Genomic DNA, 25,122 nt, shown 5'->3' with positions numbered 1-25,122 from the left:
GATTCGACTGTGAGTTCCGTGATCGAAGACTCTAGCGGCACATACTGACAGTCCGGATTCCGGGCGTCCTGACGTTTTTTTGACGCCGGCGCTGCGATTCCCGTATGGCCCAATGCCGGACAACCACCGGAGCGGAGTGCTGGTTTCGGGGCTCAGAGCCCTTCGGATCTACGGATTCCGTAGGTAAACAGGTATTGACGTGCCGGTTTTCGTCGGGGTTCCATGCAGCCACTCCCCAGCCGCCGGAGGCACCCGCACCAGTCGATCGGAAACCGCTTCATGACCGACACGCTCCGCCCTGCCGACACCGCCGTCCCAGAGGCATCGGCCAGCGGCCCCCAGACGCTCAAGCGTTCCATCGGGGTCGTCGGCGGGACCCTCCTCACCCTCTCCTGCGTCACCCCGGCCTCCACGCTCTTCGTGGTCGTCCCGGACCTGTTCGGCTCGCTGGGCACCGCCACCGCCCTGACGATCGCCATCGGCTCCCTCCTCTGTATCGCCGTGGCGTTCTGCTACTCCGAGCTGGGCACCCTCATCCCCAGCGCCGGCGGCGAGTACGCCATGGTCTCGACGCTGGCGGGCCGCCTCGCGGGCTGGCTGGTCTTCGTGCTGTCCCTGCTGGTCGTGATGATCGTGCCGCCGGTGATCGCCATGGGCACGGCCGACTACCTCGCCCCGATCGTCCACCTCGACCCCGCCATGACCGGCGCCGGCGTCATGCTGCTCGCCACCCTCGCGGGCCTGCTCGACCTGCGCGCCAACGCCTGGATCACCGGCGTCTTCCTGGTCCTGGAGGTCATCGCGGCGGCCGTGGTGGCCGTCCTGGGCTTCGCCCACAGCGAGCGCGGCGCCGGCAGCCTGCTGTCGATGCGGGTCGCGGGCGCCGACGGGCACACCGACACCGTGACGGCCATGCTGGTCGTCTCCGGCCTCGCGATCGCCCTCTTCGTCACCCAGGGCTTCTCGACCGCCGTCTACCTCTCCGAGGAACTGGAGCACCCGCGGCGCAACGTGGCCCGCACGGTCCTGGCCACCCTCGCCATCTCCTCCGTGATCATCCTGGTCCCGGTCGTCGCGATCACCCTGGGCGCCTCCGACCTGTCCGCCCTGACCGGCGGCGACATCAGCAGCATGGTCACCGCCTGGTCCAACTCGGCGGTCGGCACCTTCGTCAGCCTCTGCGTGGCCCTCGCGATCGTCAACGCGGGCATCGTCATGGTCATCCAGAACTCCCGTGTCCTGTTCGCCTCGGCCCGCGACAAGGCGTGGCCCGAGCCGGTCAACACCGTCTTCTCCAAGCTCGGCCGCTTCGGCTCCCCCTGGGTCGCCACCCTCGCCGTCGGCGTCCCCGGCGCCCTGCTCTGCTTCGTCAACCTCGACACCCTGTACGGCGTGACGGGCGTCTCGGTGACGGGCATGTACCTCCTGGTCGCCGTCGCCGCCCTGCTCTCCCGCCGGGGCCACCACCAGCACACCCCGGCCTGGCGCATGCCCCTGTGGCCCGCGGTGCCGGTCCTGCTGATCGCGGTCCTGGCGTACATCCTGACCCAGCAGGAGACCGGTTACCTGCTGTGGACGGGCGGCATCACCGCGGCGGCGACCCTGTACTGGGCGCTGTACCTGCGCCCGCGCCGCGACACCCGCTGGCTGGTGTCGCTCCCGGAGGACGCCCGGGCGTAGCCGGTACCGCACCTGCGGTACGCGGGGTGAACCCCTACGCCCCTGGTAGGGCGGAACGTTCAGCCCCGGGGCTGCTCCGGGTGTCACAGCCGCCCCGTACCGTGGGAGGCATGGATCTTCGACTGCCCGCACTGCGAGGGCTGCTGCGGCGGCCCCGACGGCTCCTGGCCGCCGGGGCCGCCGTCGTCGTACTCGCGGGCGCGGGAACGTGGACGGCCGTCGCCTCGGACGAGAAGGCCGCGGTGCGCCGGACCGACCGGGTCATGGCGATGGACGGCGTGCGCATCGACACCTCGTACTTCACCTCGGGCGCGGCGGGCCGCCGTCCCGCGGTCCTGCTCGCCCACGGCTTCGGCGGCAGCAAGGACGACGTCCGCCAGGAGGCCGAGGACCTGGCCAGAGACGGCTACGCGGTCCTGACCTGGTCCGCCCGCGGCTTCGGCCACTCCACCGGCCGGATCGGGCTGAACGACCCCAAGGGCGAGGTCGCCGACGTCTCCCACCTCATCGACTGGCTGGCCCGGCAGCCCCAGGTCCGGCTCGACAAGGCCGGCGACCCGCGCGTGGGCGTCGCGGGCGCCTCCTACGGCGGCGCGATCTCCCTCCTCGCGGCCGCCTACGACCACCGCGTGGACGCCATCGCCCCCTCCATCACGTACTGGAACCTCGCCGACGCCCTCTTCCCCGACGGCGTCTTCAAGAAGCTGTGGGCCGGCATCTTCGTCAACACCGGCGGCGGCTGCGCCAAGTTCGAGCCGCGGCTGTGCCGGATGTACGAGCGGGTCGCGGAGTCGGGCACGCCGGACGCCGAGGCCCGCGCCCTCCTGGAGGCCCGCTCGCCGTCCGCCGTCGCCGACCGCATCAAGGTGCCCACGCTCCTGACGCAGGGCCAGACGGACTCCCTCTTCCCCCTCGGCCAGGCGGACGCCGCCGCGAAGGCGATCAAGGCCAACGGCGCCCCCGTCGACGTCGACTGGATCGCCGGCGGGCACGACGGCGGCGACCTGGAGACCAGCCGCGTCGAGGCCCGCACGCGCGCGTGGTTCGACCGCTACCTCAAGGACGACAAGGGCACCGACACCGGCCCCGCCTTCCGCGTCACCCGCACCGGGGGAGTGGACTCCACGGACGGCGCCGCCCAGCTGCGCGGCGCGAGCGACGACACCTACCCGGGCCTGGCGAGCGGCCGGAAGCCGATCGCCCTGACCGGCACCGAGCAGAGCTTCGCCAACCCGCCCGGCGCCACCCCGCCCGGCGTCTCCGCCCTGCCCGGCCTCGGCGGCTCCGGCGGCCTCGCCCAGCTGTCCTCGCTCGGCGTCGGCGTGTCGCTGGACTTCCCCGGCCAGTACGCGCAGTTCGAGTCGGCGCCGGTGCGCAGCGGCCTGCGCATCACCGGATCGCCGACGGTCACCGTCCACGTGCGCTCCACCAGCGACGACGCCGTGCTGTTCGCCAAGGTGTACGACGTCGCACCGGGCGGCGGCACACCCGTCCTGCCCTCCCAGCTCGTCACGCCCGTCCGGGTCGAGGGCGCCAGGGCGGGCAAGGACGTCACCCTCACCCTCCCGGCGATCGACCACGAGATCGAGCAGGGCCACCGCCTGCGCCTGGTCCTCGCCTCCACCGACCTCGGCTACGCCTCGCCGACCGCCCCGGCGACGTACACCGTCTCCCTCAAGGGCGACCTGGAGGTGCCGACGGCACCGGGCGTGACCACCGCGGCGGCCCCGCTGCCGTCCTGGGTGTGGTGGCTGCCGGCGGCCGGCGCCGTGATCGCCCTGGCCCTGCTGCTGACCAGTCGCCGCCGCACCACCGCCGCCCCGCCACCCGACCCCGAACTCGCCGACGTCCCGCTCCAGATCACCGGCCTGAGCAAGCGGTACGCCGGCTCGGCCGACCGGTACGCGGTCCGGGACGTGTCCTTCCGCGTCGAGAAGGGCCAGGTGCTCGGCCTCCTCGGGCCCAACGGCGCGGGCAAGACGACCACCCTGCGCATGCTGATGGGCCTGATCAAGCCGGACGGCGGCGAGATCCGCGTCTTCGGCCACGCCGTCCGCCCCGGCGCGCCGGTCCTCTCCCGCGTCGGCGCCTTCGTGGAGGGCGCGGGCTTCCTCCCGCACCTCTCCGGGCGCGAGAACCTGGAGCTGTACTGGCAGGCGACCGGCCGCCCGCCCGAGGACGCGCACCTGGACGAGGCCCTGGAGATCGCCGGACTCGGCGACGCGCTCGCCCGTGCCGTGCGCACCTACTCCCAGGGCATGCGCCAGCGCCTGGCCATCGCCCAGGCCATGCTGGGCCTGCCCGACCTGCTCATCCTCGACGAACCGACCAACGGCCTCGACCCGCCCCAGATCCGCGAGATGCGCGAGGTGATGATCCGCTACGCCGCCGCGGGCCGCACGGTCATCGTCTCCAGCCACCTCCTCGCCGAGGTCGAACAGTCCTGCACCCACCTGGTGGTCATGGACCGCGGCCGGCTGGTCCAGGCGGGCCCGGTGGGCGAGATCACCGGCTCCGGCGACACGCTCCTGGTCGGCCTCGCGGCGGAGATCACGGACCCGATGCTGGAGAAGGTGGCGGCCCTGCCAGGCGTCGAGACGGCGACCCGCGCCGACGGCGGCCTCCTGGTGCGGCTGGCGGCCGCGCCGCTCAGGGACGCGGGGAACCGCGCGACCGGCCGGGACGGCGCGCCGGCCGGCACCACACCTGCCGTCGCACCCTCGCCCGGCGACACCGCCCCTGCCGCCCGTCTCCTCGTCGAACTGGTCCGTCTGGAAGTCCCCGTCACCTCCCTCGGCCCCCACCGCCGCCTGGAGGACGCCTTCCTCACCCTGATCGGGGGTTCCGCATGAGCACGCTCGCCGAGCGCACCGAGACCGCCTCCGGATACAAGGCGGGCCACACCCTGCCCCTGCGGGTCGAGCTCGTGCGTCAGCTCAAGCGGCGCCGGACGCTGGTCATGGGCGGCATCCTCGCCGCCCTGCCCTTCGTGCTGCTGATCGCGTTCGCGATCGGCGGCGACCCGGGCGGCCGCGGCAACCAGGTGACGCTGATGGACACGGCCACCGCGTCCGGCGCCAACTTCGCCGCCGTCAACCTCTTCGTCTCCGCCGGCTTCCTGCTCGTCATCCCGGTCGCCCTGTTCTGCGGGGACACCGTCGCCTCGGAGGCGAGCTGGTCCTCGCTGCGCTATCTGCTGGCGGCGCCCGTGCCACGCGCCCGCCTGCTGTGGTCCAAGCTCGTCGTCGGGCTGGGTCTCAGCCTGGCGGCGATGATCCTGCTGCCGCTGGTCGCGCTGGCCGTCGGCACGGCCGCCTACGGCTGGGGCCCGCTGCAGATCCCCACCGGCGGCACGCTGGCGACCGGGACGGCGGCCCAGCGGCTGGCCGTGGCGGTGGCGTACATCTTCGTGTCCCAACTGGTCACCGCGGCCCTGGCGTTCTGGCTGTCGACGAAGACCGACGCCCCGCTCGGCGCGGTCGGCGGCGCCGTCGGCCTGACCATCGTCGGCAACGTCCTGGACGCCGTGACGGCCCTCGGCCACTGGCGCGACTTCCTGCCCGCGCACTGGCAGTTCTCCTGGGTGGACGCCGTCCAGCCGCACGCCGAGTGGTCCGGCATGATCCAGGGCACGGCCCTGTCCATAACGTACGCGCTCGTGCTGTTCGCCCTGGCCTTCCGCGGTTTCGCGGGCAAAGACGTCGTCTCCTAGGTCAACGGAGGATCACCCACCGGTTACGGCCGGCCATGATCGTGGCCGGGTCGATATCCATCCGCAACTCCCCGTGCCGCACGTTCCGGCGCCCGGCGCCGTCACAGTCGCAGACGGACGACGTCGACGGGCCGGTCAACGGGCCGGTCAACTGACCGAGGGGGCACGGAAGATGGAGCGGTATCCAACACCACGGCCGGGCACGCCGCGCCCGCGCGGGCCGCGTCGGCGCACACCGCGCCCGCCCGCGCGACGGCTGCCCGCCGCCCTGCTCGCGCTCACCGCGGCGGGCGGCCTGCTGCTGACGGCGTGCAGCGCGGGCGAGAGCGGCAACGGCGCCTCGGACGGCGCGAACAAGTCCGCCGGCCTCCCCGCCCCCGCCCCCGACCGGACCGGGGCGACCCTGGACGGGACCGAACGCACCCCCGGCACCGACTACCTCTCCACCTTCGCCCTCGACGTCGACACCGCCTCCTACGGCTACACCCGCCGCGTCCTCGACGAAGGCCGGCTGCCCAGCCCCTCCGAGGTCCGCCCCGAGGAGTTCGTCAACAGCTTCCGCCAGGACTACCCGCGCCCCGACGGCAACGGCTTCACGGTCACCGTCGACGGCGCCCGCACCGACCGGGCCGGCTGGTCCCTGGTCCGCGTCGGCCTCGCCACCCGCGCCGCGGACACCGAGGACCGCCCGCCGGCCGCCCTCACCTTCGTCATCGACGTCTCGGGCTCCATGAGCGAACCGGGCCGCCTGGACCTGGCCCGCCAGTCCCTCGGCGAGATGACCGACCGGCTGCGCGACGACGACTCGGTGGCCCTCGTCACCTTCAGCGACAAGGCCAGGACCGTCCTGCCGATGACCCGCCTCGGCGGCCACCGCGGCACGGTCCACCACGCCGTCGACGGCCTGGACACCGACGCCTCCACCAACCTCGGCGCGGGCGTGGAGACCGGGTACGCCACCGCCGCCGAGGGCCTGCGCGAGGGCGCCACCAACCGGGTCGTGCTGGTCTCCGACGGCCTCGCCAACACCGGTGACACCGACGCCGACTCCATCCTCGAACGCGTCGCGCGCGAGCGGCGCGACCACGGCATCACCCTCTTCGGCGTCGGCGTCGGCAGCGACTACGGCGACGCCCTCATGGAACGCCTCGCCGACAAGGGCGACGGCCACACGGCGTACGTGGGCGACGAGGCCGACGCCCGCACGGTGTTCGTCGACCAGCTCCCGCAGAACATCGACCTCAGCGCCCGCGACGCCAAGGCCCAGGTCGCCTTCGACCCCGAGACGGTCGCCGAGTTCCACCTCGTCGGCTACGACGACCGCAAGGTCGCCGACGAGGACTTCCGTGACGACGACGTCGACGGCGGCGAGGTCGGCCCCGGCCACACCGTCACCGCGCTGTACGCGGTGCGCACCCGGCCCGGCGCCGACGGCCACCTCGCCACGGCCAGCGTGCGCTGGCTGGACCCGGACAGCCGCGCCCCGCACGAGGAGTCCGGCCAGCTGGAGACCGGCGCCCTGCACGACGACCTGTGGAGCGCGCCGACCAGCCTCCAGGTCGACGCGGTGGCCGCCTACTTCGCCGACAGCCTGCGCACGCCGGAGCGTTCCGGCACCCTCCCCGGCAACTGCGGCCTCGACGAACTCGGCGACCACACGCACCGGCTGGCCGACCGGACCGAGGACGCGGCCGTACGGCAGCTCGCCGCCGGCATCGACGAGGCGAGCCTCATGAAGTGACCTCGTGAGGAAGCCGCGGGGAAATGAACCGGCCCCCTTGACCTTTCCTTACTCCCGAGTAAGTTGACTGCCCAGTCAGAACGAGCCGGGGAGCCGCCATGGGCGTACGCAAGGATCTGAAGCGGGCCAGGCAACGCACCGACCTGGCCTCCCGCACCCGCGTCGAGCTCGTGCGGGACGAGCACGGCACGGTGCGCGAGGCCCGCACCGCCCCGCTGGCGGCCGCCCCCACCACGGGCAGCACCGCCGACCTGCCCTACACCAACGCGGCCGAGGCCCCCGACGCGGTGATCCTGCGCCGCAGGGAGAACGGCGCCTGGCGCCCGGTCACCGCGGCCGCCTTCGCCCGTGAAGTCACCGCCGTGGCCAAGGGGTTGATCGCGGCCGGCCTCGAACCGGGCGGCCGGGTCGCGGTGATGTCCCGGACCCGCTACGAGTGGACCGTCCTGGACTTCGCGATCTGGGCGGCCGGCGGCCAGGTCGTCCCCGTCTACGCCACCTCCTCGGCCGACCAGGTCGAGTGGATCGTCCGCGACTCGGGCGCCCGGCACGTCGTCGTGGAGACCGCCGAGCACGCGGCCACGGTGACGACGGCCACCGCCGGCCACCAACCCGCGCCCAGAGTCTGGCAGTTGGACGCGGACGCGCTCGCCGACCTCACCCTCCTCGGCCGCGACCTGCCCGACGAGGAGGTCGCCAAGCGTCGCAGCGCCCTCACCCCCGGCACCGTCGCGACCATCTGCTACACCTCCGGCACCACCGGCCGGCCCAAGGGCTGTGTCCTCACCCACGCCAACCTGCACGCCGAGGCCGCCAACACGGTCGAGCTGCTGCACCCCATCTTCAAGGAGGTCACCGGGCAGGTCGCCTCGACCCTGCTCTTCCTCCCGCTCGCCCACATCCTCGGCCGCACCCTGCAGATCGCCTGTCTGATGGCCCGCATCGAGATCGGCCACTGCCCGAGCATCAAGCCCGACGAACTCCGCCCCGCGCTCAAGGAGTTCCGCCCGACCTTCCTGGTCGGCGTCCCCTACCTCTTCGAGAAGATCCACGACACGGGCCGCGCGACCGCCGAGAAGATCGGCCGCGGCGCCTCGTTCGACCGCGCGGACCGCATCGGGGTGCGCTTCGGGCAGGCGTACCTGAACAAGTTCCTCGGCACCGGCAAGGGCCCCGGCCCCGGCCTCTACGCCGCCTGGGCCCTGTACGACCTGCTGGTCTACCGCCGCGTCCGCAAGGAGCTCGGCGGCCGGATGCGCTACGCCATCAGCGGCGGCTCCCCGCTCGACCGCAACCTCAACCTGTTCTTCTACGCCGCCGGGATCATCGTCTACGAGGGCTACGGCCTGACCGAGACCAGCGCCGCCGCCACCATCGTGCCCCCGCTCCGGCCCCGCCCCGGCACCGTCGGCCTCCCGGTGCCGGGCACCGCGGTCCGTATCGCCGACGACGGGGAGGTGCTCGTCAAGGGCGGGGTCGTCTTCGGGTCGTACTGGAACAACCCGGCCGCCAGCGACGCCGTGCTGCGGGACGGGTGGTTCGCCACCGGCGACCTCGGCGCCCTCGACGAGGACGGCTATCTCAGCATCACCGGCCGCAAGAAGGACATCCTCGTCACCTCCGGCGGCAAGAACGTCTCCCCGGCGGTCCTGGAGGACCGGATGCGCAGCCGCCCGCCCGTCGGCCAGTGCGTCGTCGTCGGCGACAACCGGCCCTTCGTCGCCGCCCTGATCGCCCTCGACCCCGACGCTGTCGCCCACTGGCTGGCGGTCCGCAAGCTGCCCGCCGACACCCCGATGGCCGAGGTGATCCGGGACCCGCGGATGCGCGCCGAGGTCCAGAAGGCCGTCGACTACGCCAACGAGGCCGTCTCCCGCGCCGAGTCCATCCGGGCGTTCACGCTGGTCGAGGGGGACTTCACCGAGGAGAACGGGATGCTGACCCCGTCCCTGAAGGTCAAACGGCACGCGGTGTTCACGGCGTACGCGGACGAGATCGAGGAGCTGTACAAGCGCTGACACGCCGAAGGGGCCGCCGAGATGTCGGCGGCCCCTCCGGCCTCGGCCAGGACAGGTGTCAGTGGCCCGAGGACTCCTCGCTGGTCGACAGGATCGACACGTCCTCCAGCAGGTGCGCCAGCGCGCCGTCCCGCTTGGCCTGGGTCGAGTTCTCGTTGCACTGCTGGGTCTGCTGGTCGGACAGGATCGGCACGTCCTGGATGTTGACGACCTGGAGCACGCCGACGGGCAGGTCGCTGACAGCGATGCAGGGCTTGTTGAAGGAGCCCTGGATCAGCGCCATCTGCGGGCTCATGTTCCCGTAGGTGCTGGAGTTGCCGTAGCTCTGCCAGGAGCCGTTGCCGTTCGCCGCGGTCGGGCCCTTGTCGTTGCCGATCGCGAGTGCCTGCGGAGCCGCGGCGGCGGAGGCACCCACGGCGGACGCGGCGATGGCCGCGGTGGCAACAATCTTCTTGATCACTGGCCAGTCCTTTCTGAGGAAGCCCCGGGGACCGGAGCGTTCTGGTCAACTCTCCGGCCCCGTAGGGGTTTCTCCCATTCACTCCGACGGCCGACACCCGGCGGCGGCCGCGAGCCCGCCGGAAGGCCGGTGTTCGCCGGGCCCGAGCGACTGAGACAGGGCCAATGGAGTGAATCCCCGCAACCATTCCTCGTGAGCCGGGTTGATGTGGCCGTAGGGCATTGCGTCGCTACGAGGAAAGGAACGCGAAGTGCTCAAGAAGGCAATGGCCGCCGCGGCGGCCGCCGCTTCTGTCGTCGGAATGTCGGTGGCGGCAGCTCCGACGGCGCTTGCCATCGGCAACGACAACGGACCGACCGTCGCAAACGGTAACGGCGCCACGTCGTCGTTCGGCAATTCGGCGACCAAGGGTGACATGAGCCCGCAGCTCTCGCTGGTCCAGGGCACGCTCAACAAGCCGTGCGTCGGCCTGAGCGACACCAACGTCGGCGTTCTGCAGATCGTCAACGTCCAGGACGTGCCGATCCTGTCGGACCAGCTGACCCAGCAGTGCGACGACAACTCCACTCAGTCCAAGCGGGACGGTGCGCTCTCGCACGTCCTGGAGGACCTCTCGGTTCTCTCGGCCAACGGCGAGGAGTAAGTCGACTCCGGCTGACCGGGCGGCCCGCGGTTCTCGCCGCGGGCCGCCCGGGGTTTTTGAACACACCACTCTCCATTGCGATCGACGGGGAAAAGTGTGAGGGCGCGGGGCAATGGAGTGAATTTCGCCGCGCCACGCGTTCCGTAGTTTCTCCGTCGGCTATCTGTCGTTTTACAGCCTGCAGGTCATGGCGCGAGCCGTTCCGGCTGTGCTCGCTCGGTCATCGGCCGACAAAGGGGCATGACCGCAGAGAAGGGAAATCTCATGAAGAAGACCGCCGCCGTCGTCGCGGGCGTGATCATGGCCTTCGGCGTGGCCGCTCCGGCCTTCGCGGACGCGGGTGCCCAGGGCGCCGCGATCGGTTCCCCGGGTGTTCTCTCCGGCAACCTGATCCAGATTCCGGTCCACGTGCCCATCAACGTGTGCGGCAACACGGTCGACGTCATCGGCGCGCTGAACCCGGCGTTCGGCAACCAGTGCGAGAACGACTGACCGCATAACGCCGCAGCCGTACTGGCTGTGTCATGGCCGGCCTTGGACCGCTTCACTCCGTTCCGAGGCCGGCTTTTCCCACTTCTTCAAGCAGGAGGACAACGAGATTGCGACAGACCCTGAGCAGGGGAATGGTCGCGGCCGCTGCCGCGACAAGCATTCTGTCCCTGTGCAGCAGCCCTGTCCTCGCCGACACGCAGGCGGGCGGGGCAACCAAGGATTCGCCCGGCGTCGCGGCCGGCAACAGCGTCTCGGCGCCGATCGAGGTGCCGCTCAACGCCTGCGGTGACTCCGTCGACGTGGCCGCCGCCCTCAACCCGGCCTTCGGCAACTCCTGCGCCGGCGACACGCATGCCGGCAAGCACGGCACACCGCGCGACGACGACTCGGGCCACGGCGACGACTCGGACAACGACGACTCCGGCTACGGCGGCGGCGGATACGGCGACCACACGCCTCCTCCGAGCGGCGACCACACGCCTCCCGGCGGCGACCACACGCCGCCTCCCGGCGGCGGCGACCACACGCCCCCGCCCGGCGGGGATCACACGCCGCCTCCCGGCGGCGGCGACCACACGCCGCCTCCCGGCGGTGGCGGGAGCACGCCTCCCGGTGGAGACCACACCCCACCCCCCGGCGGTGGCGGAAGCACCCCGCCCGGTGGGGATCACACGCCGCCTCCCGGCGGCGGCGACCACACGCCCCCGCCCGGTGGGGACCACACGCCCCCGCCCGGTGGGGACCACACCCCGCCTCCCGGTGGGGACCACACCCCGCCTCCCGGCGGTGGCGGCGGCCACACGCCTCCGCCCCAGCTGCCCCACACCGGTGCCCAGGCCATGCTGGCCACCTCGGGGGCCAGTGCCGCGATGATCGTGGGCGGGGTCGTCCTGTACCGCCGGGGCCGAGCCGCTTCCCGCCGGTAGCGCGCAGGGTGCCGGACAGGGAGCGTCCGGCACCCCGCGGCCCGGTCCACCGCACGTCAACCGCGCGTCCCCGTCGGCGCCCCCTTGCGCCCGCCCCTCCCCGGTGCCGGGATCGCCGCCCCCATCCCGCCGGTGTGCAGCCGGTGCCGTACACCCCGTACGAGCGTCTCCGCCGTGTACGCCGCTCCGTGCACGAAGCGCATCGCCGGGCCGAAGTCCGGTGCGGTGATCAGGCCGGCGAGGAAGAGCCCGGGTCGTGAGGACTCGAAGGCCGAGGTCACCCGGGGCGAGCCGCAGGCCGTCGTGGTGAGCGCGGCACGCAGATCGGGGGCGAGGACGGTCAGACGGTCCCGCGTGGCCGTGAACCCCGTGGCCGCGATGACGTGGTCCGTCTCCAGGGTCCGGCGCACGCCCCCGGCCCGGTGCACCACCTCCAGCCGCACCCCGCCCCCGCTCCCGCCCCCGTCGCGCACCGCCCGCGCCGCCGCGATCTCGTGGCCCGGCAGCACCTCCACCCCGCGCTCCACCCGCTCCCGCACCCACCACGCGCCCGCCGGACTCAGGGCCGTCGCGGCGATGCGCAGGCGCGTCGGCTCCGGGAGGCGGTACAGCAGCCCGGGGCGTTCGGCGTAGAACCAGTTGCGCCAGCCGCAGCCCAGCCCGCTGTGCGGGGCGCGCGCCGACTGCCAGCAGGGGCGTCGCCAGGGCGGCGGCACGTCGTTCCAGGACAGCCGGTCGGCGCGCGCCAACACCCGTACGCGGGTGCCCTGTTCCGCGAGCAGGGCCGCCGTCTCCAGCGCCGCCTGGCCGCCGCCGACGACCGTGACGTCCCGGTCGCGGAAGCGGGAGAGGTCGTGGTGGTGGACGCTGTGCGAGACGAGGGACGGGGGGAGGTCGCGCAGGGCCGGCGGGATCTCGGCGAAGGGCGTCACGCCGACCGCCAGGGCGACCGTACGGGCGGCCAGGACCTGTCCGTCCCCGGTGACCGCCTCGAAGCCGCCGGGACAGGCGCTCATCCGGGTGACCGTGCGTTCGTCGACCTCGGGCACGGCGCGCCGGGCGAACCACAGGCCGTACGCGGCGAACATCTCCACCGGGATGGGCTCCCCGTGCCGCGCCGCCACCCCCTGGCCCGCGCAGTACGCGTCCAGGCGCAGGCGGCCGGACGGATCGGAGAGGTTGGACGCCCACGGCTCCGACTTGAGGAACATGCCGCGCGGCATGTGGTCGCGCCAGGACGCCATGGGCCGGCCCAGGACGCGCAGCCGCAGCCCGGCGGCCGCGGCGTGGGCCGCGATGGACAGGCCGTAGGGACCGGCGCCCACCACCAGCAGGTCGTACATCAGCAACTGCTCGCTTTCTCATCGTCAGAGACGTCGTCAGAGACGCCGTCGGAAACGTCGTCGGAAACGTCGTCGGAAAGGTCGGAAACGTCGGCGGAAACGCCGGAGGGCACCTCTGCGGGCGCGTCGGCAGGCATCTCGGCGGACGTATCGGCGGGTGCGGCCGGTGGCACCCCGCGTACGCGGTCCAGCAGCCGGCGGGCCACATGGCGCGTCCACAGGCTCCACATCGTCCGCCCGGGCCCGCGGTCGTCCGGGGCGTGCCAGGCCAGTTCGCGCCCGGCGGCGCAGGGGCGCAGCGCGGTCAGCGGCGCGTAGTTCTCCACCACGAACTCCCGCCCCGGCAGCGGGGAGCCGTCCGGCAGCGGACGGTGGGTCAGGTCGAGGTGCAGGGCGCGTACGACGTCCAGCCCGGCCGTGTCGGTGAAGAGCCGGAACTGCGCTCCGGGGCGCGGGTTGAAGTCGAGCAGGTGGTAGTGCCCGGTGACACCGCAGCGGCGGAAGTCGAGGTCGAGAATGCCGCGGTAGCCCAGTGCGCCGATCAGCCGCTCGGCGAGCACCTGCACCCTCGGGTTGGGCGCCCAGCGGCCGACCGCCGTCAGTCCGGCGCCGCGCGGCCACGCCAGCGACTTCACGCCGGGGCCGCCGGCGCGTACGGCCCCGGACCGGTCGGCGTACCCGTGGAAGAACCAGTCCCGGTCCTCGCCCGGCGGCAGGAACGCCTGGAGCAGCAGCCGGCTGCCCGCCTCCTCGGTGCGCAGGTACAGCTCCCGCGCCTCCCGCGCCGAGCCCAGCACGACCGTGCTGCGCAGCCCGCTGCCCGGGGGCACCAGCCAGGGCCGGCTCCACTTGGCCACCACCGGCAGGCCGAGCCCCCGGGCCGCGCTCATCGCGTGCGCGGCGCTCTCCGGGATCACCGTCCGCGGGTGCGGAACGCCCACCGAGGCGCACACCGCGGCCAGTTCGGCCTTGTCGGCGACGCGTTCGGGCACGGTGTCCGGCTGCTGCGGCAGCAGGTAGGCGGGGGCCAGCTCCGCGCGCATCCGGGTCACCGCGAGGGCGCTCGCGTCGTCCATCGGGACCAGGACGGCGGGACGCGCGACCCGGGCGGCGACCCAGCGCAGCGCGACGGCGATCTCACCCAGGGACGCGCCGGGCGGCGGCGGGGGATGCATCTGCCGTACGAAACGGGATGTCGGTACGGGACTTCCGGTGGCGTCCGCGACCAGGTGGACCTCGACTCCCGCTCTGCCGAGCGAGCGTACGGCTCCCAGCGTGCCGTGGTGAAAGGGATTCCGGTCGATCCGCAGCAGAACGGCGGGGACACGGGTGTCGAGCAGCGACACGGGCATTTTCCTTCGGGTGGTTTCACTCGGTGGTTTCACGCGGTGGTTTCACTCGGGCGGGCGATCGGAGCACTCGAAAGCCGTAATGAGGTGGCGGACTTCATATTGATGTGACTGAGTGTCAGGTATCGGAGAGAAAGGAGCAGGCATGTCCGCACAGCAGCGACGGGCCCGTCTGCGACGGCCGGCGGTCATCGCGGTGACGGCGGCCGCGTCGGCCGCCCTGGCGGCGGGTCCGGGATTCGCCGCGGGGACGGCGCGGGTCGTCGACCCTCCCGCTCCGACCGCCACGACCGGCCAGGCCACCCCGACCGCCCCGGCCACACCGACGACACCGACGACACCGACCGTCCCGGCCACGCCCAGCACCCCCGCCACGCCGGCCGCCCCGCAACCGCCGGGTCCCGCCGTCCCGTCCGAGACGTACGCCTCCTCCTTCGGCGCCTTCCTCGACTCCGGTGCCCTCGGCGTGGCCCGGATCGCCGACCTCAGCCGCTGGCTGGGCGGCGCCGAGCTGCGCGTCGGCCACACCTACCTGCCGGGCGAGCGCTGGTCCGACATCGAGGGCGCGCACGGCTTCCTCGACCCGTGGGCCGACTGGCGCCGGCAGCGGGCCGACCGGATGCTCGTCCTCAACGTGCCGATGATGGAGCGCAACGAGGACAACGTCTCCGACGAGGAGGTGCGCCTGCTGCTGCGCCGGGGCACCGCCGGCCAGTTCGACCACCACTTCCGCGCGCTCGCCGAGCGGCTGGTGGCGCTGAAGGTGCCGGACACCGTCATCGTGCTCGGCTGGGAGATGAACGGCACCACCTACACCCATCGCTGCGGTCCCGACCCGGAGGCCTGGAAGGCGTACTGGAACAGGATCGTCACCACCATGCGCGCGGTGCCGGGCCAGAAGTTCCGTTTCGACTTCGCGCCGAGCCGCGGCCGGGACGCCGTTCCCTGGACCCGCTGCTATCCCGGTGACGACACCGTCGACATCATCGGAATGGACGCGTACGACCAGCCGCGCGGACTGTCGTTCGAGCAGCAGGTGAAAGAGCCGTACGGGCTCCAGGAACAGGTGGACTTCGCCAAGGCGCACGGAAAGCCCGTTTCCTATCCGGAATGGGGGCTCTTCCGCAACGGCGACAATTCCGCGTACATGCAGGGCATGCTCGCGTGGATGGACGCGCACAAGCCGCTGTACAACACGCTGACCGACTACTGCCCGCACGGCGTCTGGCAGTGCGCCGACAACCCCCGGTCGTCGCAGGTCTACCGGTCCGTGCTCTTCGGCCGCACCGAGGAGCCGCCCGCGCCCACCACGCCGACCCCCACCCCGACGCCCAGGCCCACGCCCACACCGGTGCCCATGCCCACGCCCACTCCCGCGCCGGGCTGTTCGCCGCTGGACCTCGGCGACTGGGTCGAGTACTGGCTCGGCGGGAAGCTGTGCGTGCGCCTCGACTGGTGGTCGCGCTCCCGGTGACCCCGGGCCGGCGGCGGGTCGGTCACGGCCCGTCGCCACCGCGCTCCCTCCACCGTCGCACCAGTTCCTTGCCCCGCCGCCGGGCGGCCACGTCGCACAGGGCCGCCGACAGCAGCGGGGCGGTGCGCCGCCGGGCCAGCAGCAGCCGCTGGTTGCCCACCGGCTGGGGCCGCCAGTGGTGCTTGTACGGCTCGTCGCCGCGCAGCAGGCTCAGCGTCTCGCGTTCGCCCGCGCGGGCGTGCTCGGCGCACGCGTCGAGCAGCATGACCGCCACGTCCGCCTTGCGCTGGCGCAGGCACGGATGGGCACCGTAGAGGTAGCCGCCGGCCAGCCGCCGGGACAGCAGGGTCAGGTCGACGGCCACCACGTCGTCCGCCAGCCGGAACTCGGTGACCACCGCGTCCCCGGAGCGCACCATCGACCCCACCGACCGCACCAGGTGCTCGCGGAAGCGGGGGCGCAGGTGCTCGCCCGTCACCTTCCGTCCCTCCCACTGCAGCCGGTGCAGTTCGACGAGCCGGTGCAGCGCCTTGTCCACCTCGTCCGGCGCGACGACGTGCCGCTCCACGCCGAGCGCGGCCAGCTTGCGCAGCTTGGCGCGCACCCGCTGGGCCTTCGCCGACGGCAGGCGGGCGACCAGGTCGTCCATCGGTACGGCGGGCAGCTCCAGGCACAGCGAGTCGCTCACCCGGCGCCGCGGGCCGCACCAGTGGTCGTAGACCTCTTCGGCGGCGCCCCCGGGCCGCACCTCGCGCAGGTCGATCAGCGCGGTGCGGGCCGCCGCGTAGAGCCCTTCGGTCAGCGCGCTCACCGCCGCCTCGCCGCGCTCGTCGTCCAGCAGGACGTCCCCGTAGTCGGAGATCGCCCCCCCGAGCGGCACCAGCGCCGGCACCGGTCGCCGTACCCGCATCAGCGGAGCGGCGGCGACGAGGTCGCGGCCGTCGCGGACCAGCAGCAGGCGCAGCCGGCCGGGCCGGCCGTAGGACAGCCACCACGAGTGCAGCCAGGCGTGGCTCTGGAACGGGGTCGCCGCCGCGCACCTGCGGTACAGCCTCCCCCATTCCGGGGCCAGTTGCCCGAAGGCGCTCTCCTCGGTGACGACCTCCACGGAGTACTTCACAGCTGTCCGTGCACATCGGCGGCGGTGGCCGGGCCCGGCACCGAGGCCGGCCGCCCGGGCGCCTCCGTGGCCCGCCGGGGCCGCACCAGCAGGGCCAGGCCGCCCAGCAGGCCGCCCGCGCTCGCGCCCACCAGCCCCGTCACCGCCGCCGACGCCGAGGACGGCTCGGTGGGCGGCACGGCGCGGGCGAACTGGCGCAGCTCGACGTCGGTGTCGGCCTTGGCGTCGTTGGCGTGCCGGGTCAGCGCCCGGGAGACGGCGTCGGCCATGTCGGCGGCGAGGTCGGGGCGCGAGGAGGTCGCCGTGATCGCCACCATCGGCGCGTCCGGCGACGTCGCCGCCTGCACGCTCGACTTCAGCGTCCGCACCGGCACCCCCGCCCACACCTGGGCGTCCCCGAGCACCGCGAGCTGCGTGGCCACCCGGCCGTAGGCCTGCGCGAAACCGAGCGCGGTCGCCGCGTCGGACTTCGCGGTCGGCACCGCGACGACATAGCTCGTGGCCGTGTACGTCGGCGTCCTGACCAGGCCGTACGTGCCGCCGATCAGGCCGCCGGCGACGACGCCGGCCGCCAGCAGGGACCAGGCCGGCAGCGACCGGACCCGGCTGCGGGCGGGGGACGTGCGGCGGGCGCCGCTGGGGTTGTCGGTCATGAGGAACTGACTCCGTGAGGTGACGGGGACGAGGAGTGGGCCGCCGCGTAGACGTCCATGAGCCGCGCGGCGCTGCGGGTGATGCTGTAGTGGCGGGCGGCCTCGGACGCCGTGCGCGGACGCGGCCCCTCGGCCCGGGCCGCGGCCAGGGCCGCGGCGAACGCCCCGACGTCACCCGGCACCCGGCGCGCGTCCGGCGCGGTGCGCGCGGGGAGGTCCTCGACCGCCGGGCAGCAGGCGTAGCGGACGGGCAGCCCGGAGGCGAGGGCCTCCACGACGGCCAGGCCGAAGGCCTCCTCCGGGGACGGCGAGGCGAGCAGGTCCATCGCGAAGGTGAGCGACGGCAGGTCGGGGCCGGCGGAGCCGTCGGGGACGTAGGGGCGCTCGCCGGCGAACAGGACGCGGTCGGCGACCCCGGCCTCGTGCGCGGTGCGTCGCAGCACGTGCTCCTCGGGTCCGCCGCCGACCAGCAGCAGCCAGTAGTCCGAGGGCAGCCGGGCGAGGGCGCGGACGAGGACGTCGAACCGCTTGCCGCCGGTGAGCCGGCCGATGCCGCCGACGACGTAGGCGTCCTCGGGCAGGCCCAGCCGCTGCCGGGTGCGCAGCCGCCGGACCGGGTCGAAGCGGAAGCGGTCCAGGTCGATGCCGTTGGGGACGACCTCGATGCGCGGGGCGGGCACCCCCCAGCGCGCGAGCCGGTCGGCGACCGTGGGGGAGACGGCGACGGTGGCCCGGCCGAGCCGCTCGCTGGCCAGGTACAGCGCACGGACGCCCGCGGTGAGCCGGCGCCCCTCCATCTGCGAGTCGCCGAGGGAGTGTTCGGTGGCGACGACCGCCCGCACCCCCGCGAGCCGCGCGGCCAGCCGCCCGTAGACGCAGGCCCGGTAGAGGTGGGTGTGCACGAGGTCGTAGCGGCCCCGGCGGATCAGCCGGACCAGGCGGGGCAGGGCGCCCAGGTCCCGGTTGCCGGCCATGCCGAGGTGGGTGACCCGCACGCCGTCCGCGACCAGCCCGTCGGCGACCGGGCCCGGGTTGGTCAGCGTCACGACGTCGCAGTCCACCGGCAAGTGGCGCAGCAGCAGCCGCAGTTGCTGCTCGGCTCCGCCCACGCCGAGGCCGGTGATGACGTGCAGGGCCCGCATGTCACAGCCCCTCGACGGGACGGCGGCGCAGCCGGTGCAGCCGGTGCTTGAGGAAGAGCCGTACGGAGTCGTCGCGTTGCCCGACGTGGACGCGGGGCAGGGCCAGCGGGCCGGTGAGCGGGCCCGGGTCGATGGCGCAGGCGTAGCGGTATCCGGCGTCCCGCACGGCGGCCACGGCACGTGCGTCGACCGAGCCGTAGGGGTAGCAGAAGCCGTCGACGGGGGTGCCGAGCAGGTCCTCCAGCGCGGTCCGGCTCTCGACGGTCTCCGCCTTCAGCGTGACGTCGTCCACCTCGGTCAGGTCGAGGTGCGTCAGCCCGTGGGAGCCGATCTCGACACCCGCCTCGGCCGCCCGCCGGATGCCGTCGGCCGTCAGCAGCGGCTTGCGGGGGCCGAGCGGGTCCCAGGCGTTGTCGCCGCCGAGCCGGCCCGGCAGCACGAACAAGGTGGCGCCGAAGCCCAGCCGGCCGAGCACCGGCAGTGCCTCGGTGACGAAGTCGGCGTAGCCGTCGTCGAAGGTGAGCCCGACCAGGCCACGGCCCTCGCCGCGGGCGCGGGCGGTCAGCAGACCGGCCACGGACACGCCCCGGAGGCCGCGCCGGGCCAGCCAGGCCAGCTGCCGTTCGAACCGTTCGGGGGTGACCGTGACGCGGTAGGGGTCGTCCGAGCAGTCGCCCACCGAGTGGTACATCGCCACCCAGGGAACGGGCCCGGGGCGGGATGCGCTGCGGGTGCCGGTGGAGTCAACGGCCATACGGGAGCCTTCGGGTGACGGCACGGGCGGCGGCCCGTACGGAACGGAGTGCTGGGGTGCGGCCCTGGGCGCCCAGGGCGAGAGCGAGCAGGACGAACACGACGGCCACGGTCGACGCCCCGGCCAGGAGCCCGGGCAGCGGCGCCGCCACCCGGCTCGCCGCGAACCAGCCGGCCGCCGTCGCGACCGCGGCCGCGCGCACGGGCCGGCCGATCTCGGCGAGCACCTGCCCGCCGCGCAGCGGGATGCCGCGCGCGACGCCCCGGTACGTCGTCCCCATGCCGGCCAGCAGCAGCGCGGCCGTCACGGTGATGCCGGCCGCGTTGGCCGCGGCGATCCCGGACACGCCCCAGGGGCCCACCGCCCAGGCGCCGAGCCACGAGGTGACGACGATGCCGCCGGTCATCGCGCAGACCGGGTACCAGGTGGGGCGGCCCGCCGAGAAGTAGGAGCGGATCAGCACGCCGACCAGGGTCTGGCCGAGCAGCCCGAGGGCGTACACGCGCATGACGTCGGCGGTGGCCGCCGTGTCCCGGGCGGTGAACGCGCCCCGCTGGAAGAGGATGTCGATGATCTGCGGGGCGCAGGCGATCACCGTGGCCGCGCCGAGCAGGACCATGCACGCGGCGAGCGCCAGGTCCCGTTCCACGCGGTTGCGGGCCCGCTCGGTGTCGCCGTCGGCCAGGGCCCGCGAGACCACCGGGAAGGTGACCGTGCACACCATCAGCGACAGCGTCATCGGGATCTGGGCGACCTTCTGCGCGTAGTTCAGGTGCGAGATGGCCCCCGCGGGCAGGGTGGAGGCGAGGAAGCGCTCGACGAGGACCTGGGACTGCCGGCACAGCGCGAACAGCAGCACGGTGGCGACCAGCGTCAGGGTCACCGCCCGCTCCGGGTTCTCGGCGGGCTCCTCCCGGTGTGCCGCCCTGCGCCGCACCTGCCGGGCCACGGCGGGCAGTTGGACCGCCACCATCACGGCGCCGCCCGCCGCGACCCCCACCGCGGCCGACCGCACGCCCCAGTGGCCGCCCAGCGCGACCATCGCAGAGACGATGGTCAGGTTGTACGCCACGTAGATCGCGGCCGGCGTCACGAACCGCCGGTGCGCCCGCAGCACCGCGCTGCAGTACCCGGCGAGCCCGAAGCTCAGCACGCAGGTCGCGGTGAGCCGGGTGCAGTCCACGGCGAGGGCGCGGTCGGGCAGGCCCGGCGCCAGCGCCTCGACCAGCCAGGGGGCGGTGGCGACGATCAGCGCGCAGACGGCGGCGAAGGCGAGCGCCAGCCGCGGCAGGGTGGCCGCGACCAGGGCCCGGACCGGGTCCCCGGCAGCGCCCCGCGCCCGCCGGGACAGGGCCAGGCTGAACGCCGGGATCAGCACGAAGGCGAGCCCGTCCTCGATGAGCAGCGTGGCCGCGAACTCCGGCACGGTCCACGCCACCAGGAAGGCGTCGGTCCCGCTGCCGGCCCCGAACAGGCGGGCCAGCGACTGGTCGCGGACCAGCCCGAGCACCGACCCGGCGACGGACAGCGCGGCGGTGAGGGCGGTGGCCCTGGCCAGGAAGCGACGGGAGACGGGAGCCGGTTCGCCGGGCCCCGCGGGCCGGGGCCGCGCCGCGGGAACGGTCACCGCGTCCGTGCCGTCGGAGGTCCCGGGCCCCGGGGAGGGCGTCACGGTCATACGCCGGACACCTCGCGGGAACCGACCAGCGCCCACCAGGCCACCACCCCGAAGCACACCGCGGTCAGCACGGTCGAGGGCCCGCCGATGTCGGCGTAGGCGAAGTCGGTCAACTGCCACACCAGCAGCCCGCACCCGACGAGCGCGCAGTCCAGCCCGGACCCCGCACCGTGTTGCGCCCCCCGCGCCCGCGCCAGCCCCCGCACCCCGCACACCAGCAGCGTCAGCCAGCTGCCCAGCAGAGCGAGCAGGCCGAGCAGGCCCTGTTCGGCGAGGACGAGGAAGTACATGTTGTGCGGGGACAGCAGCGGCTGCCTGCGGAAGGCGGCGCCCGCGCCCTCCGTGTCGCTGCCCGCCGACAGGGCCAGCGAGGCGTGCGCGTCCCGGTGCTCGGGGAAGCCCTTCAACCCCACGCCGGTCAGCGGCCGTTCCCGCCACATGGCGACGGCCGCCGCCCACATGGTGTACCGGTCGGTCACGGACTGGTCGGGGGCGTCGGTGACCTGCGTGATGCTGTCGACCCGCTCCTGCAACTGCGCGGAGCCGACCCCGAAGCCGCCCACCAGGATCACGCCGGCGGCCGCCGCGGCCGCCCCCACGGTCAGCGCCCGCCGGGCCCCGGCCAGCAGCAGCTGCGCCGAGCAGGTCACGGCCGTGGCGATCCAGGCGCCCCGGCTGAAGGACAGGGCGAGCGGCACGAGCAGCGCCAGCGCGCACCCGGCGGCGACCGCCCGCTGCCGTACCGGCGTCCGCCCGAGCGCCAGCCCGAGCGCGCACACCAGCCCGAAGGAGACCACGGTCGCCATCCCCATCACGTCCGATGCCCCGAAGGTGCCGACGGCCCGGATGTCCCGGCCCTGGTAGGAGGCGCCGGTCCCGGTCAGGTACTGGTGCACCCCGAGCGCGCCCTGCCAGGCGGCGAGGCCCACCAGGGACCAGGCCAGCAGCCGCAGGTCGCGCCGGTCCCGGACGAGCAGCAGCACGGCCGCCGGGACGAGCACGAAGATCTGCAGGTAGCGGCCCAGACCGGCGAGCCCGGCCGCCGGCGAGGACGCGCCCATCGCGGCGACGGCCAGCCCCGCCACCGGCAGCCCGAGCGCCACGGCCGCCGTGCGCGACAGCGGGCGCCGCCGCTCGCGCAGCAGCCGGACGGCGCAGTACAGCACCACCAGCCCGGAGAGCGCGTCGGCCGGTCCCGCGCCGCTGTCGGCGTTCGGCGACACCGGCAGCGCCAGCAGGGCGACCACGGCCACCACCGGCAGCACCGGGGACAGCTCCCGTACCCGGGGCAGGGTCAGCGCGTGACTCATACGCGCTCAGCTCCCCGTCGGACGCACGAGCGCGGCCGCCGTACGCAGCAGGATGCAGATGTCCTGCCACAGCGACCAGTTGTCGATGTACGCGTTGTCGAACCGGCAGCGGTCCTCGATCGAGGTGTCGCCGCGCAGCCCGTGGATCTGCGCCAGCCCGGTGATCCCGGTCTGCATCCGGTGCCGGGCCGCGTATCCGGGGTAGGTCTGGCTGAACTTGGCGACGAAATAAGGGCGTTCGGGCCGGGGACCGACCAGGCTCATGTCGCCCCACAGGACGTTCCACAACTGGAGCAGCTCGTCCAGCGAGGTCCGCCGCATCCACCGGCACAGCCACGGCATGTCGTGCTCGTTGGCCACGCTCCAGCGGGTCGCCGCCTCGTGCGCGTCGACCGGGCGGTGGGTGCGGAACTTCAGCAGCGTGAACGGCTTGCCGTCCTTGCCGATCCGCTCCTGCCGGAACACCACCCCCGGCCCGCCGGCCAGCCGCAGCGCCACCGCGCACCCCAGCAGCAGCGGACCGACCAGCAGCAGCAGCGTCCCGGACACCACCACGTCCAGCACCCGCTTGCCGGCGCTGCCGCCCCGCCGCGACCCCATCACCAGCCGCCGGCAGGAGAACCCGGCGAGCTGCTCGCCGCGCTCGTACGACGGTGAGTCCGCGTCGATCTCCCACACCGTGCAGCCCGACTCGGCGAGCGCCCGCAGCAGCGGCCCCTGCCGGGTCCGTACGGACGGATGCACGGCCAGGACGTCCCGTACGCCGTTCTGGATCAGGGCCCGCTCCACGCCCTCGCCGGTCGTCAGCACCGGCAGGGTCTCGCCGCCGTCCGGCTGCTCGGCGACGATGCCCACCGGACGCACCCCGCACCCCGGATGGCGCAGCACGGCGGCGGCCACGCGCTGGGCGGTCGCCGCGGGGCCGATGACGAGGGCGGTGCGCGGCCGGGCGAGCAGGGCCGCGCGCTGCTGCCGGCGCACCACGCCGCGGCCCGTCCAGCCGGCCGCCGACTGCAGCAGGAAGCCCGTCACGAGGGTGCCCGCGGCCAGCGCCCGGTCCGGGTCGTAGGCGGCCACGACGGCGGCCAGGGCGAGCCAGCCGACCGCGATCCGGGCGCACACGGCGGGCAGTTCGTCGAGGACGCCGGCCACCGGCCGCGAGGGGTGCGGGCGCAGCAGCATCGACGCGGCCACCAGCAGGGCCACCAGCAGCGGCCGGCGCTGGCTCGCGCTGAACGCCAGCGCGCCCACCAGGGCGGCGACGAGGTCCGCGGTGAGCAGGGGGAGCGGTGAGGAGGGGCGTGCCGTGGGGCGGCGGGCGGGGAACCGGAAACCGGCTTCCTGGCCGCGCGGCGGCATCACCGAGACGGGCGAGAATCCGGTGTCCCGTGCCTGCCCGCCGGGGGAGGGGACGGTGCTTTCCGCGGTCACGAGTGGATGGGCTCCCTGCACTCGGTGGGCACGGGGCGCGCGGCGGGCTCGGCGTCGAGCAGGTCGCGGTACAGGCCCGCCACCGCCTCGGCCGTACGCCGCACGTCGTGCGTGGACAGGACGTAACGGCGCCCCTGGTGGCCCAGCGACCGGCGCAGCGACGGGTCGAGCAGCAGCCCGGCGACGGCCGAGGCCAGGACCGCCGGGTTCTCCGGGGGCACCAGGCAGCGGGGGGCGAGCGCGGCCGGCAGACTCTCCCGGGCGCCGTCCACGTCCGTCACCACCACCGGCCGCCCGCAGGCCATCGCCTCCAGCGGGGCGAGCGCCATGCCCTCCCAGCGCGAGGGCAGCACGACCAGATCGGCGGCCTGGTACCAGGGCGCGACGTCGGCGAAGGCCCCCGCGAACACCACGGACTGCGGGGCCGCGCCGCGCAGCCGGTCGCGCTCGGGCCCGTCCCCGACCAGCACCAGCCGGGCGTCCGGTACGCGCCGCAGCACGTCGTCCCACGCCCGCAGCAGGACGTCCTGCCCCTTCTGCCGGCACAGCCGCCCCACGCACACCACGAGCGGCGCCGCCGGATCCACGTCCGGAAGCAGCCGGGCCCGTACGGGGTCCACGGCCGCGGGACGGAAGTGCCCGGCGTCGACCCCGTTGGGGATCACGCTCCACCGCGCCCGGATGCCGGCCCGCAGGCCCGTGTGGCGCTCGGCCTCGCTGACGCACACCGTCCGCGCGGACCAGCGCGCCGCGTGCCGCTCCCAGCGCAGCGCGAGCGCCGCGGTGATCCCGCCGACCGCCTCGAACGACCAGGCGTGCGGCTGGAAGACGGTCGGGATGCGCCCCCGTACGGCGATCCGCCCGGCCAGCCCCGCCTTCGCGCTGTGCGCGTGCACCAGGTCCGGCCGCACCTCCTCGATCAGCCGGGCGAGCCGCCGTACCTCGCGCACGAGTGCCGGACCCGGCGAGCGCGTCGCCTCCCACGGCACCACCTCCGCGCCCAGGGTCCGCAGCCGGGCGGAGAGGGGGCCGGCCGGACAGCCGACCGTGACGTGCAGACCGGCGGCGACCTGGGCCCGCGCCAGGTCCGTCACCACTCTGGCGACCCCGCCGTCCACGGGCTGCGTCAGGTGCAGGACCCGCGGCCCGGGGCCGGTTGCTGACTGGTGCATTGCGGGGTTTCCTCGCTCACGGAC

General features: G+C 74.2%; 20 protein-coding genes. 9 read left to right on the top strand and 11 right to left on the bottom strand.

Annotated features, from left to right (window positions below; translation table 11 throughout):
* Positions 1–279: 279 nt before the first annotated feature.
* From ACYF6T_RS16870 to ACYF6T_RS16850, 5 genes are all read left to right on the top strand, one after another.
* Positions 280–1,680 carry an APC family permease gene (locus ACYF6T_RS16870; RefSeq protein ID WP_461697221.1) on the top strand — a complete coding sequence of 467 codons (1,401 nt, stop codon included), beginning with the start codon at positions 280–282 and terminating at the stop codon, positions 1,678–1,680.
* 110 nt (positions 1,681–1,790) lie between these two features.
* Positions 1,791–4,532, top strand: coding sequence for a CocE/NonD family hydrolase (locus tag ACYF6T_RS16865; RefSeq protein WP_461697220.1), 2,742 nt, complete (start codon positions 1,791–1,793; stop codon positions 4,530–4,532).
* On the top strand, positions 4,529–5,392 hold the full coding sequence (locus ACYF6T_RS16860; protein ID WP_461697218.1) for an ABC transporter permease: 864 nt from the start codon (positions 4,529–4,531) through the stop codon (positions 5,390–5,392). The genes ACYF6T_RS16865 and ACYF6T_RS16860 overlap by 4 nt, the downstream gene beginning before the upstream one ends.
* 172 nt (positions 5,393–5,564) lie before the next feature.
* Complete coding sequence (locus ACYF6T_RS16855; protein ID WP_461697217.1) at positions 5,565–7,133, top strand: vWA domain-containing protein; 1,569 nt, start codon at positions 5,565–5,567, stop codon at positions 7,131–7,133.
* 98 nt (positions 7,134–7,231) lie between these two features.
* Positions 7,232–9,151: an AMP-dependent synthetase/ligase gene (locus ACYF6T_RS16850; RefSeq protein ID WP_461697216.1), complete on the top strand. Its 1,920-nt coding sequence runs from the start codon at positions 7,232–7,234 to the stop codon at positions 9,149–9,151.
* A gap of 58 nt (positions 9,152–9,209) precedes the next feature.
* Here ACYF6T_RS16850 and ACYF6T_RS16845 read toward each other — a convergent pair whose 3' ends face one another.
* Positions 9,210–9,611: a rodlin gene (locus ACYF6T_RS16845; RefSeq protein ID WP_461697214.1), complete on the bottom strand. Its 402-nt coding sequence runs from the start codon at positions 9,609–9,611 to the stop codon at positions 9,210–9,212.
* Positions 9,612–9,861: 250 nt separating this feature from the next.
* On the opposite strand from ACYF6T_RS16845, the gene ACYF6T_RS16840 reads away from it, so the two are divergent.
* The 3 genes from ACYF6T_RS16840 (at position 9,862) to ACYF6T_RS16830 (ending at position 11,672) form a co-directional block, all read left to right on the top strand.
* Positions 9,862–10,254, top strand: coding sequence for a rodlin (locus ACYF6T_RS16840; RefSeq protein ID WP_461697213.1), 393 nt, complete (start codon positions 9,862–9,864; stop codon positions 10,252–10,254).
* 264 nt (positions 10,255–10,518) lie between these two features.
* Entirely contained in the window at positions 10,519–10,746 is a 228-nt protein-coding gene (locus ACYF6T_RS16835; RefSeq protein WP_461697211.1) for a chaplin, read from the top strand.
* 107 nt (positions 10,747–10,853) lie between these two features.
* Positions 10,854–11,672 (top strand): chaplin family protein, encoded by an 819-nt coding sequence (locus ACYF6T_RS16830; RefSeq protein ID WP_461697209.1) that lies wholly within the window; start codon positions 10,854–10,856, stop codon positions 11,670–11,672.
* Between the two features lie 56 nt (positions 11,673–11,728).
* On the opposite strand, the gene ACYF6T_RS16825 is transcribed toward ACYF6T_RS16830, so the two are convergent.
* Together ACYF6T_RS16825 and ACYF6T_RS16820 are read right to left on the bottom strand one after the other, a co-directional pair.
* Complete coding sequence (locus ACYF6T_RS16825) at positions 11,729–13,015, bottom strand: FAD-dependent oxidoreductase (RefSeq protein WP_461697207.1); 1,287 nt, start codon at positions 13,013–13,015, stop codon at positions 11,729–11,731.
* Positions 13,015–14,367: a carboxylate--amine ligase gene (locus ACYF6T_RS16820; RefSeq protein WP_461697205.1), complete on the bottom strand. Its 1,353-nt coding sequence runs from the start codon at positions 14,365–14,367 to the stop codon at positions 13,015–13,017. The genes ACYF6T_RS16825 and ACYF6T_RS16820 overlap by 1 nt, the downstream gene beginning before the upstream one ends.
* Positions 14,368–14,509: 142 nt before the next feature.
* Here ACYF6T_RS16820 and ACYF6T_RS16815 point away from each other — a divergent pair, with 142 nt between their 5' ends.
* Complete coding sequence (locus ACYF6T_RS16815) at positions 14,510–15,838, top strand: glycoside hydrolase family 26 protein (protein WP_461697203.1); 1,329 nt, start codon at positions 14,510–14,512, stop codon at positions 15,836–15,838.
* A gap of 22 nt (positions 15,839–15,860) precedes the next feature.
* Here ACYF6T_RS16815 and ACYF6T_RS16810 read toward each other — a convergent pair whose 3' ends face one another.
* Genes ACYF6T_RS16810 through ACYF6T_RS16775 form a run of 8 tightly spaced genes read right to left on the bottom strand, consistent with a single transcriptional unit; the run spans position 15,861 to position 25,098 of the window.
* Positions 15,861–16,958, bottom strand: coding sequence for a GNAT family N-acetyltransferase (locus ACYF6T_RS16810; RefSeq protein ID WP_461697201.1), 1,098 nt, complete (start codon positions 16,956–16,958; stop codon positions 15,861–15,863).
* A complete protein-coding gene (locus ACYF6T_RS16805; protein ID WP_461697199.1) occupies positions 16,955–17,611 on the bottom strand; it encodes a YveK family protein in 657 nt (218 codons plus the stop codon). Before ACYF6T_RS16805 ends, ACYF6T_RS16810 begins: the two co-directional genes overlap by 4 nt.
* Complete coding sequence (locus ACYF6T_RS16800) at positions 17,608–18,753, bottom strand: glycosyltransferase (RefSeq protein WP_461697198.1); 1,146 nt, start codon at positions 18,751–18,753, stop codon at positions 17,608–17,610. Before ACYF6T_RS16800 ends, ACYF6T_RS16805 begins: the two co-directional genes overlap by 4 nt.
* 1 nt (position 18,754) lies before the next feature.
* Positions 18,755–19,507 carry a polysaccharide deacetylase family protein gene (locus ACYF6T_RS16795; protein WP_461697196.1) on the bottom strand — a complete coding sequence of 251 codons (753 nt, stop codon included), beginning with the start codon at positions 19,505–19,507 and terminating at the stop codon, positions 18,755–18,757.
* The gene (gene murJ / locus ACYF6T_RS16790) at positions 19,497–21,185 is read right to left on the bottom strand and encodes a murein biosynthesis integral membrane protein MurJ (protein ID WP_461697194.1); all 1,689 of its coding nucleotides are present in this window, start codon (positions 21,183–21,185) and stop codon (positions 19,497–19,499) included. The genes ACYF6T_RS16795 and murJ overlap by 11 nt, the downstream gene beginning before the upstream one ends.
* The gene (locus ACYF6T_RS16785; RefSeq protein WP_461697192.1) at positions 21,182–22,495 is read right to left on the bottom strand and encodes an O-antigen ligase family protein; all 1,314 of its coding nucleotides are present in this window, start codon (positions 22,493–22,495) and stop codon (positions 21,182–21,184) included. Before ACYF6T_RS16785 ends, murJ begins: the two co-directional genes overlap by 4 nt.
* 6 nt (positions 22,496–22,501) lie before the next feature.
* The gene (locus ACYF6T_RS16780; RefSeq protein WP_461697191.1) at positions 22,502–23,926 is read right to left on the bottom strand and encodes an exopolysaccharide biosynthesis polyprenyl glycosylphosphotransferase; all 1,425 of its coding nucleotides are present in this window, start codon (positions 23,924–23,926) and stop codon (positions 22,502–22,504) included.
* A complete protein-coding gene (locus ACYF6T_RS16775; protein ID WP_461697190.1) occupies positions 23,923–25,098 on the bottom strand; it encodes a glycosyltransferase family 4 protein in 1,176 nt (391 codons plus the stop codon). Before ACYF6T_RS16775 ends, ACYF6T_RS16780 begins: the two co-directional genes overlap by 4 nt.
* Positions 25,099–25,122: the final 24 nt, after the last annotated feature.

It is taken from the genome of Streptomyces sp. 7R007 (assembly GCF_054850255.1).
The sequence above is the reverse complement of the archived record's forward strand: the minus strand, read 5'-3'. Positions and strand labels throughout refer to the sequence as shown.

Excerpts from the sequence above, each read along its gene's own strand:
- ACYF6T_RS16805 (WP_461697199.1), bottom strand. The coding sequence starts at position 17,611 with ATGACCGACAACCCCAGCGGCGCCCGCCGCACGTCCCCCGCCCGCAGC.
- ACYF6T_RS16870 (WP_461697221.1), top strand. The coding sequence starts at position 280 with ATGACCGACACGCTCCGCCCTGCCGACACCGCCGTCCCAGAGGCATCG.
- ACYF6T_RS16850 (WP_461697216.1), top strand. The coding sequence starts at position 7,232 with ATGGGCGTACGCAAGGATCTGAAGCGGGCCAGGCAACGCACCGACCTG.
- ACYF6T_RS16800 (WP_461697198.1), bottom strand. The coding sequence starts at position 18,753 with ATGCGGGCCCTGCACGTCATCACCGGCCTCGGCGTGGGCGGAGCCGAG.
- ACYF6T_RS16860 (WP_461697218.1), top strand. The coding sequence starts at position 4,529 with ATGAGCACGCTCGCCGAGCGCACCGAGACCGCCTCCGGATACAAGGCG.
- murJ (WP_461697194.1), bottom strand. The coding sequence starts at position 21,185 with ATGACCGTGACGCCCTCCCCGGGGCCCGGGACCTCCGACGGCACGGAC.
- ACYF6T_RS16815 (WP_461697203.1), top strand. The coding sequence starts at position 14,510 with ATGTCCGCACAGCAGCGACGGGCCCGTCTGCGACGGCCGGCGGTCATC.
- ACYF6T_RS16865 (WP_461697220.1), top strand. The coding sequence starts at position 1,791 with ATGGATCTTCGACTGCCCGCACTGCGAGGGCTGCTGCGGCGGCCCCGA.
- ACYF6T_RS16820 (WP_461697205.1), bottom strand. The coding sequence starts at position 14,367 with ATGCCCGTGTCGCTGCTCGACACCCGTGTCCCCGCCGTTCTGCTGCGG.
- ACYF6T_RS16795 (WP_461697196.1), bottom strand. The coding sequence starts at position 19,507 with ATGGCCGTTGACTCCACCGGCACCCGCAGCGCATCCCGCCCCGGGCCC.
- ACYF6T_RS16785 (WP_461697192.1), bottom strand. The coding sequence starts at position 22,495 with ATGAGTCACGCGCTGACCCTGCCCCGGGTACGGGAGCTGTCCCCGGTG.
- ACYF6T_RS16835 (WP_461697211.1), top strand. The coding sequence starts at position 10,519 with ATGAAGAAGACCGCCGCCGTCGTCGCGGGCGTGATCATGGCCTTCGGC.
- ACYF6T_RS16825 (WP_461697207.1), bottom strand. The coding sequence starts at position 13,015 with ATGTACGACCTGCTGGTGGTGGGCGCCGGTCCCTACGGCCTGTCCATC.
- ACYF6T_RS16855 (WP_461697217.1), top strand. The coding sequence starts at position 5,565 with ATGGAGCGGTATCCAACACCACGGCCGGGCACGCCGCGCCCGCGCGGG.
- ACYF6T_RS16775 (WP_461697190.1), bottom strand. The coding sequence starts at position 25,098 with ATGCACCAGTCAGCAACCGGCCCCGGGCCGCGGGTCCTGCACCTGACG.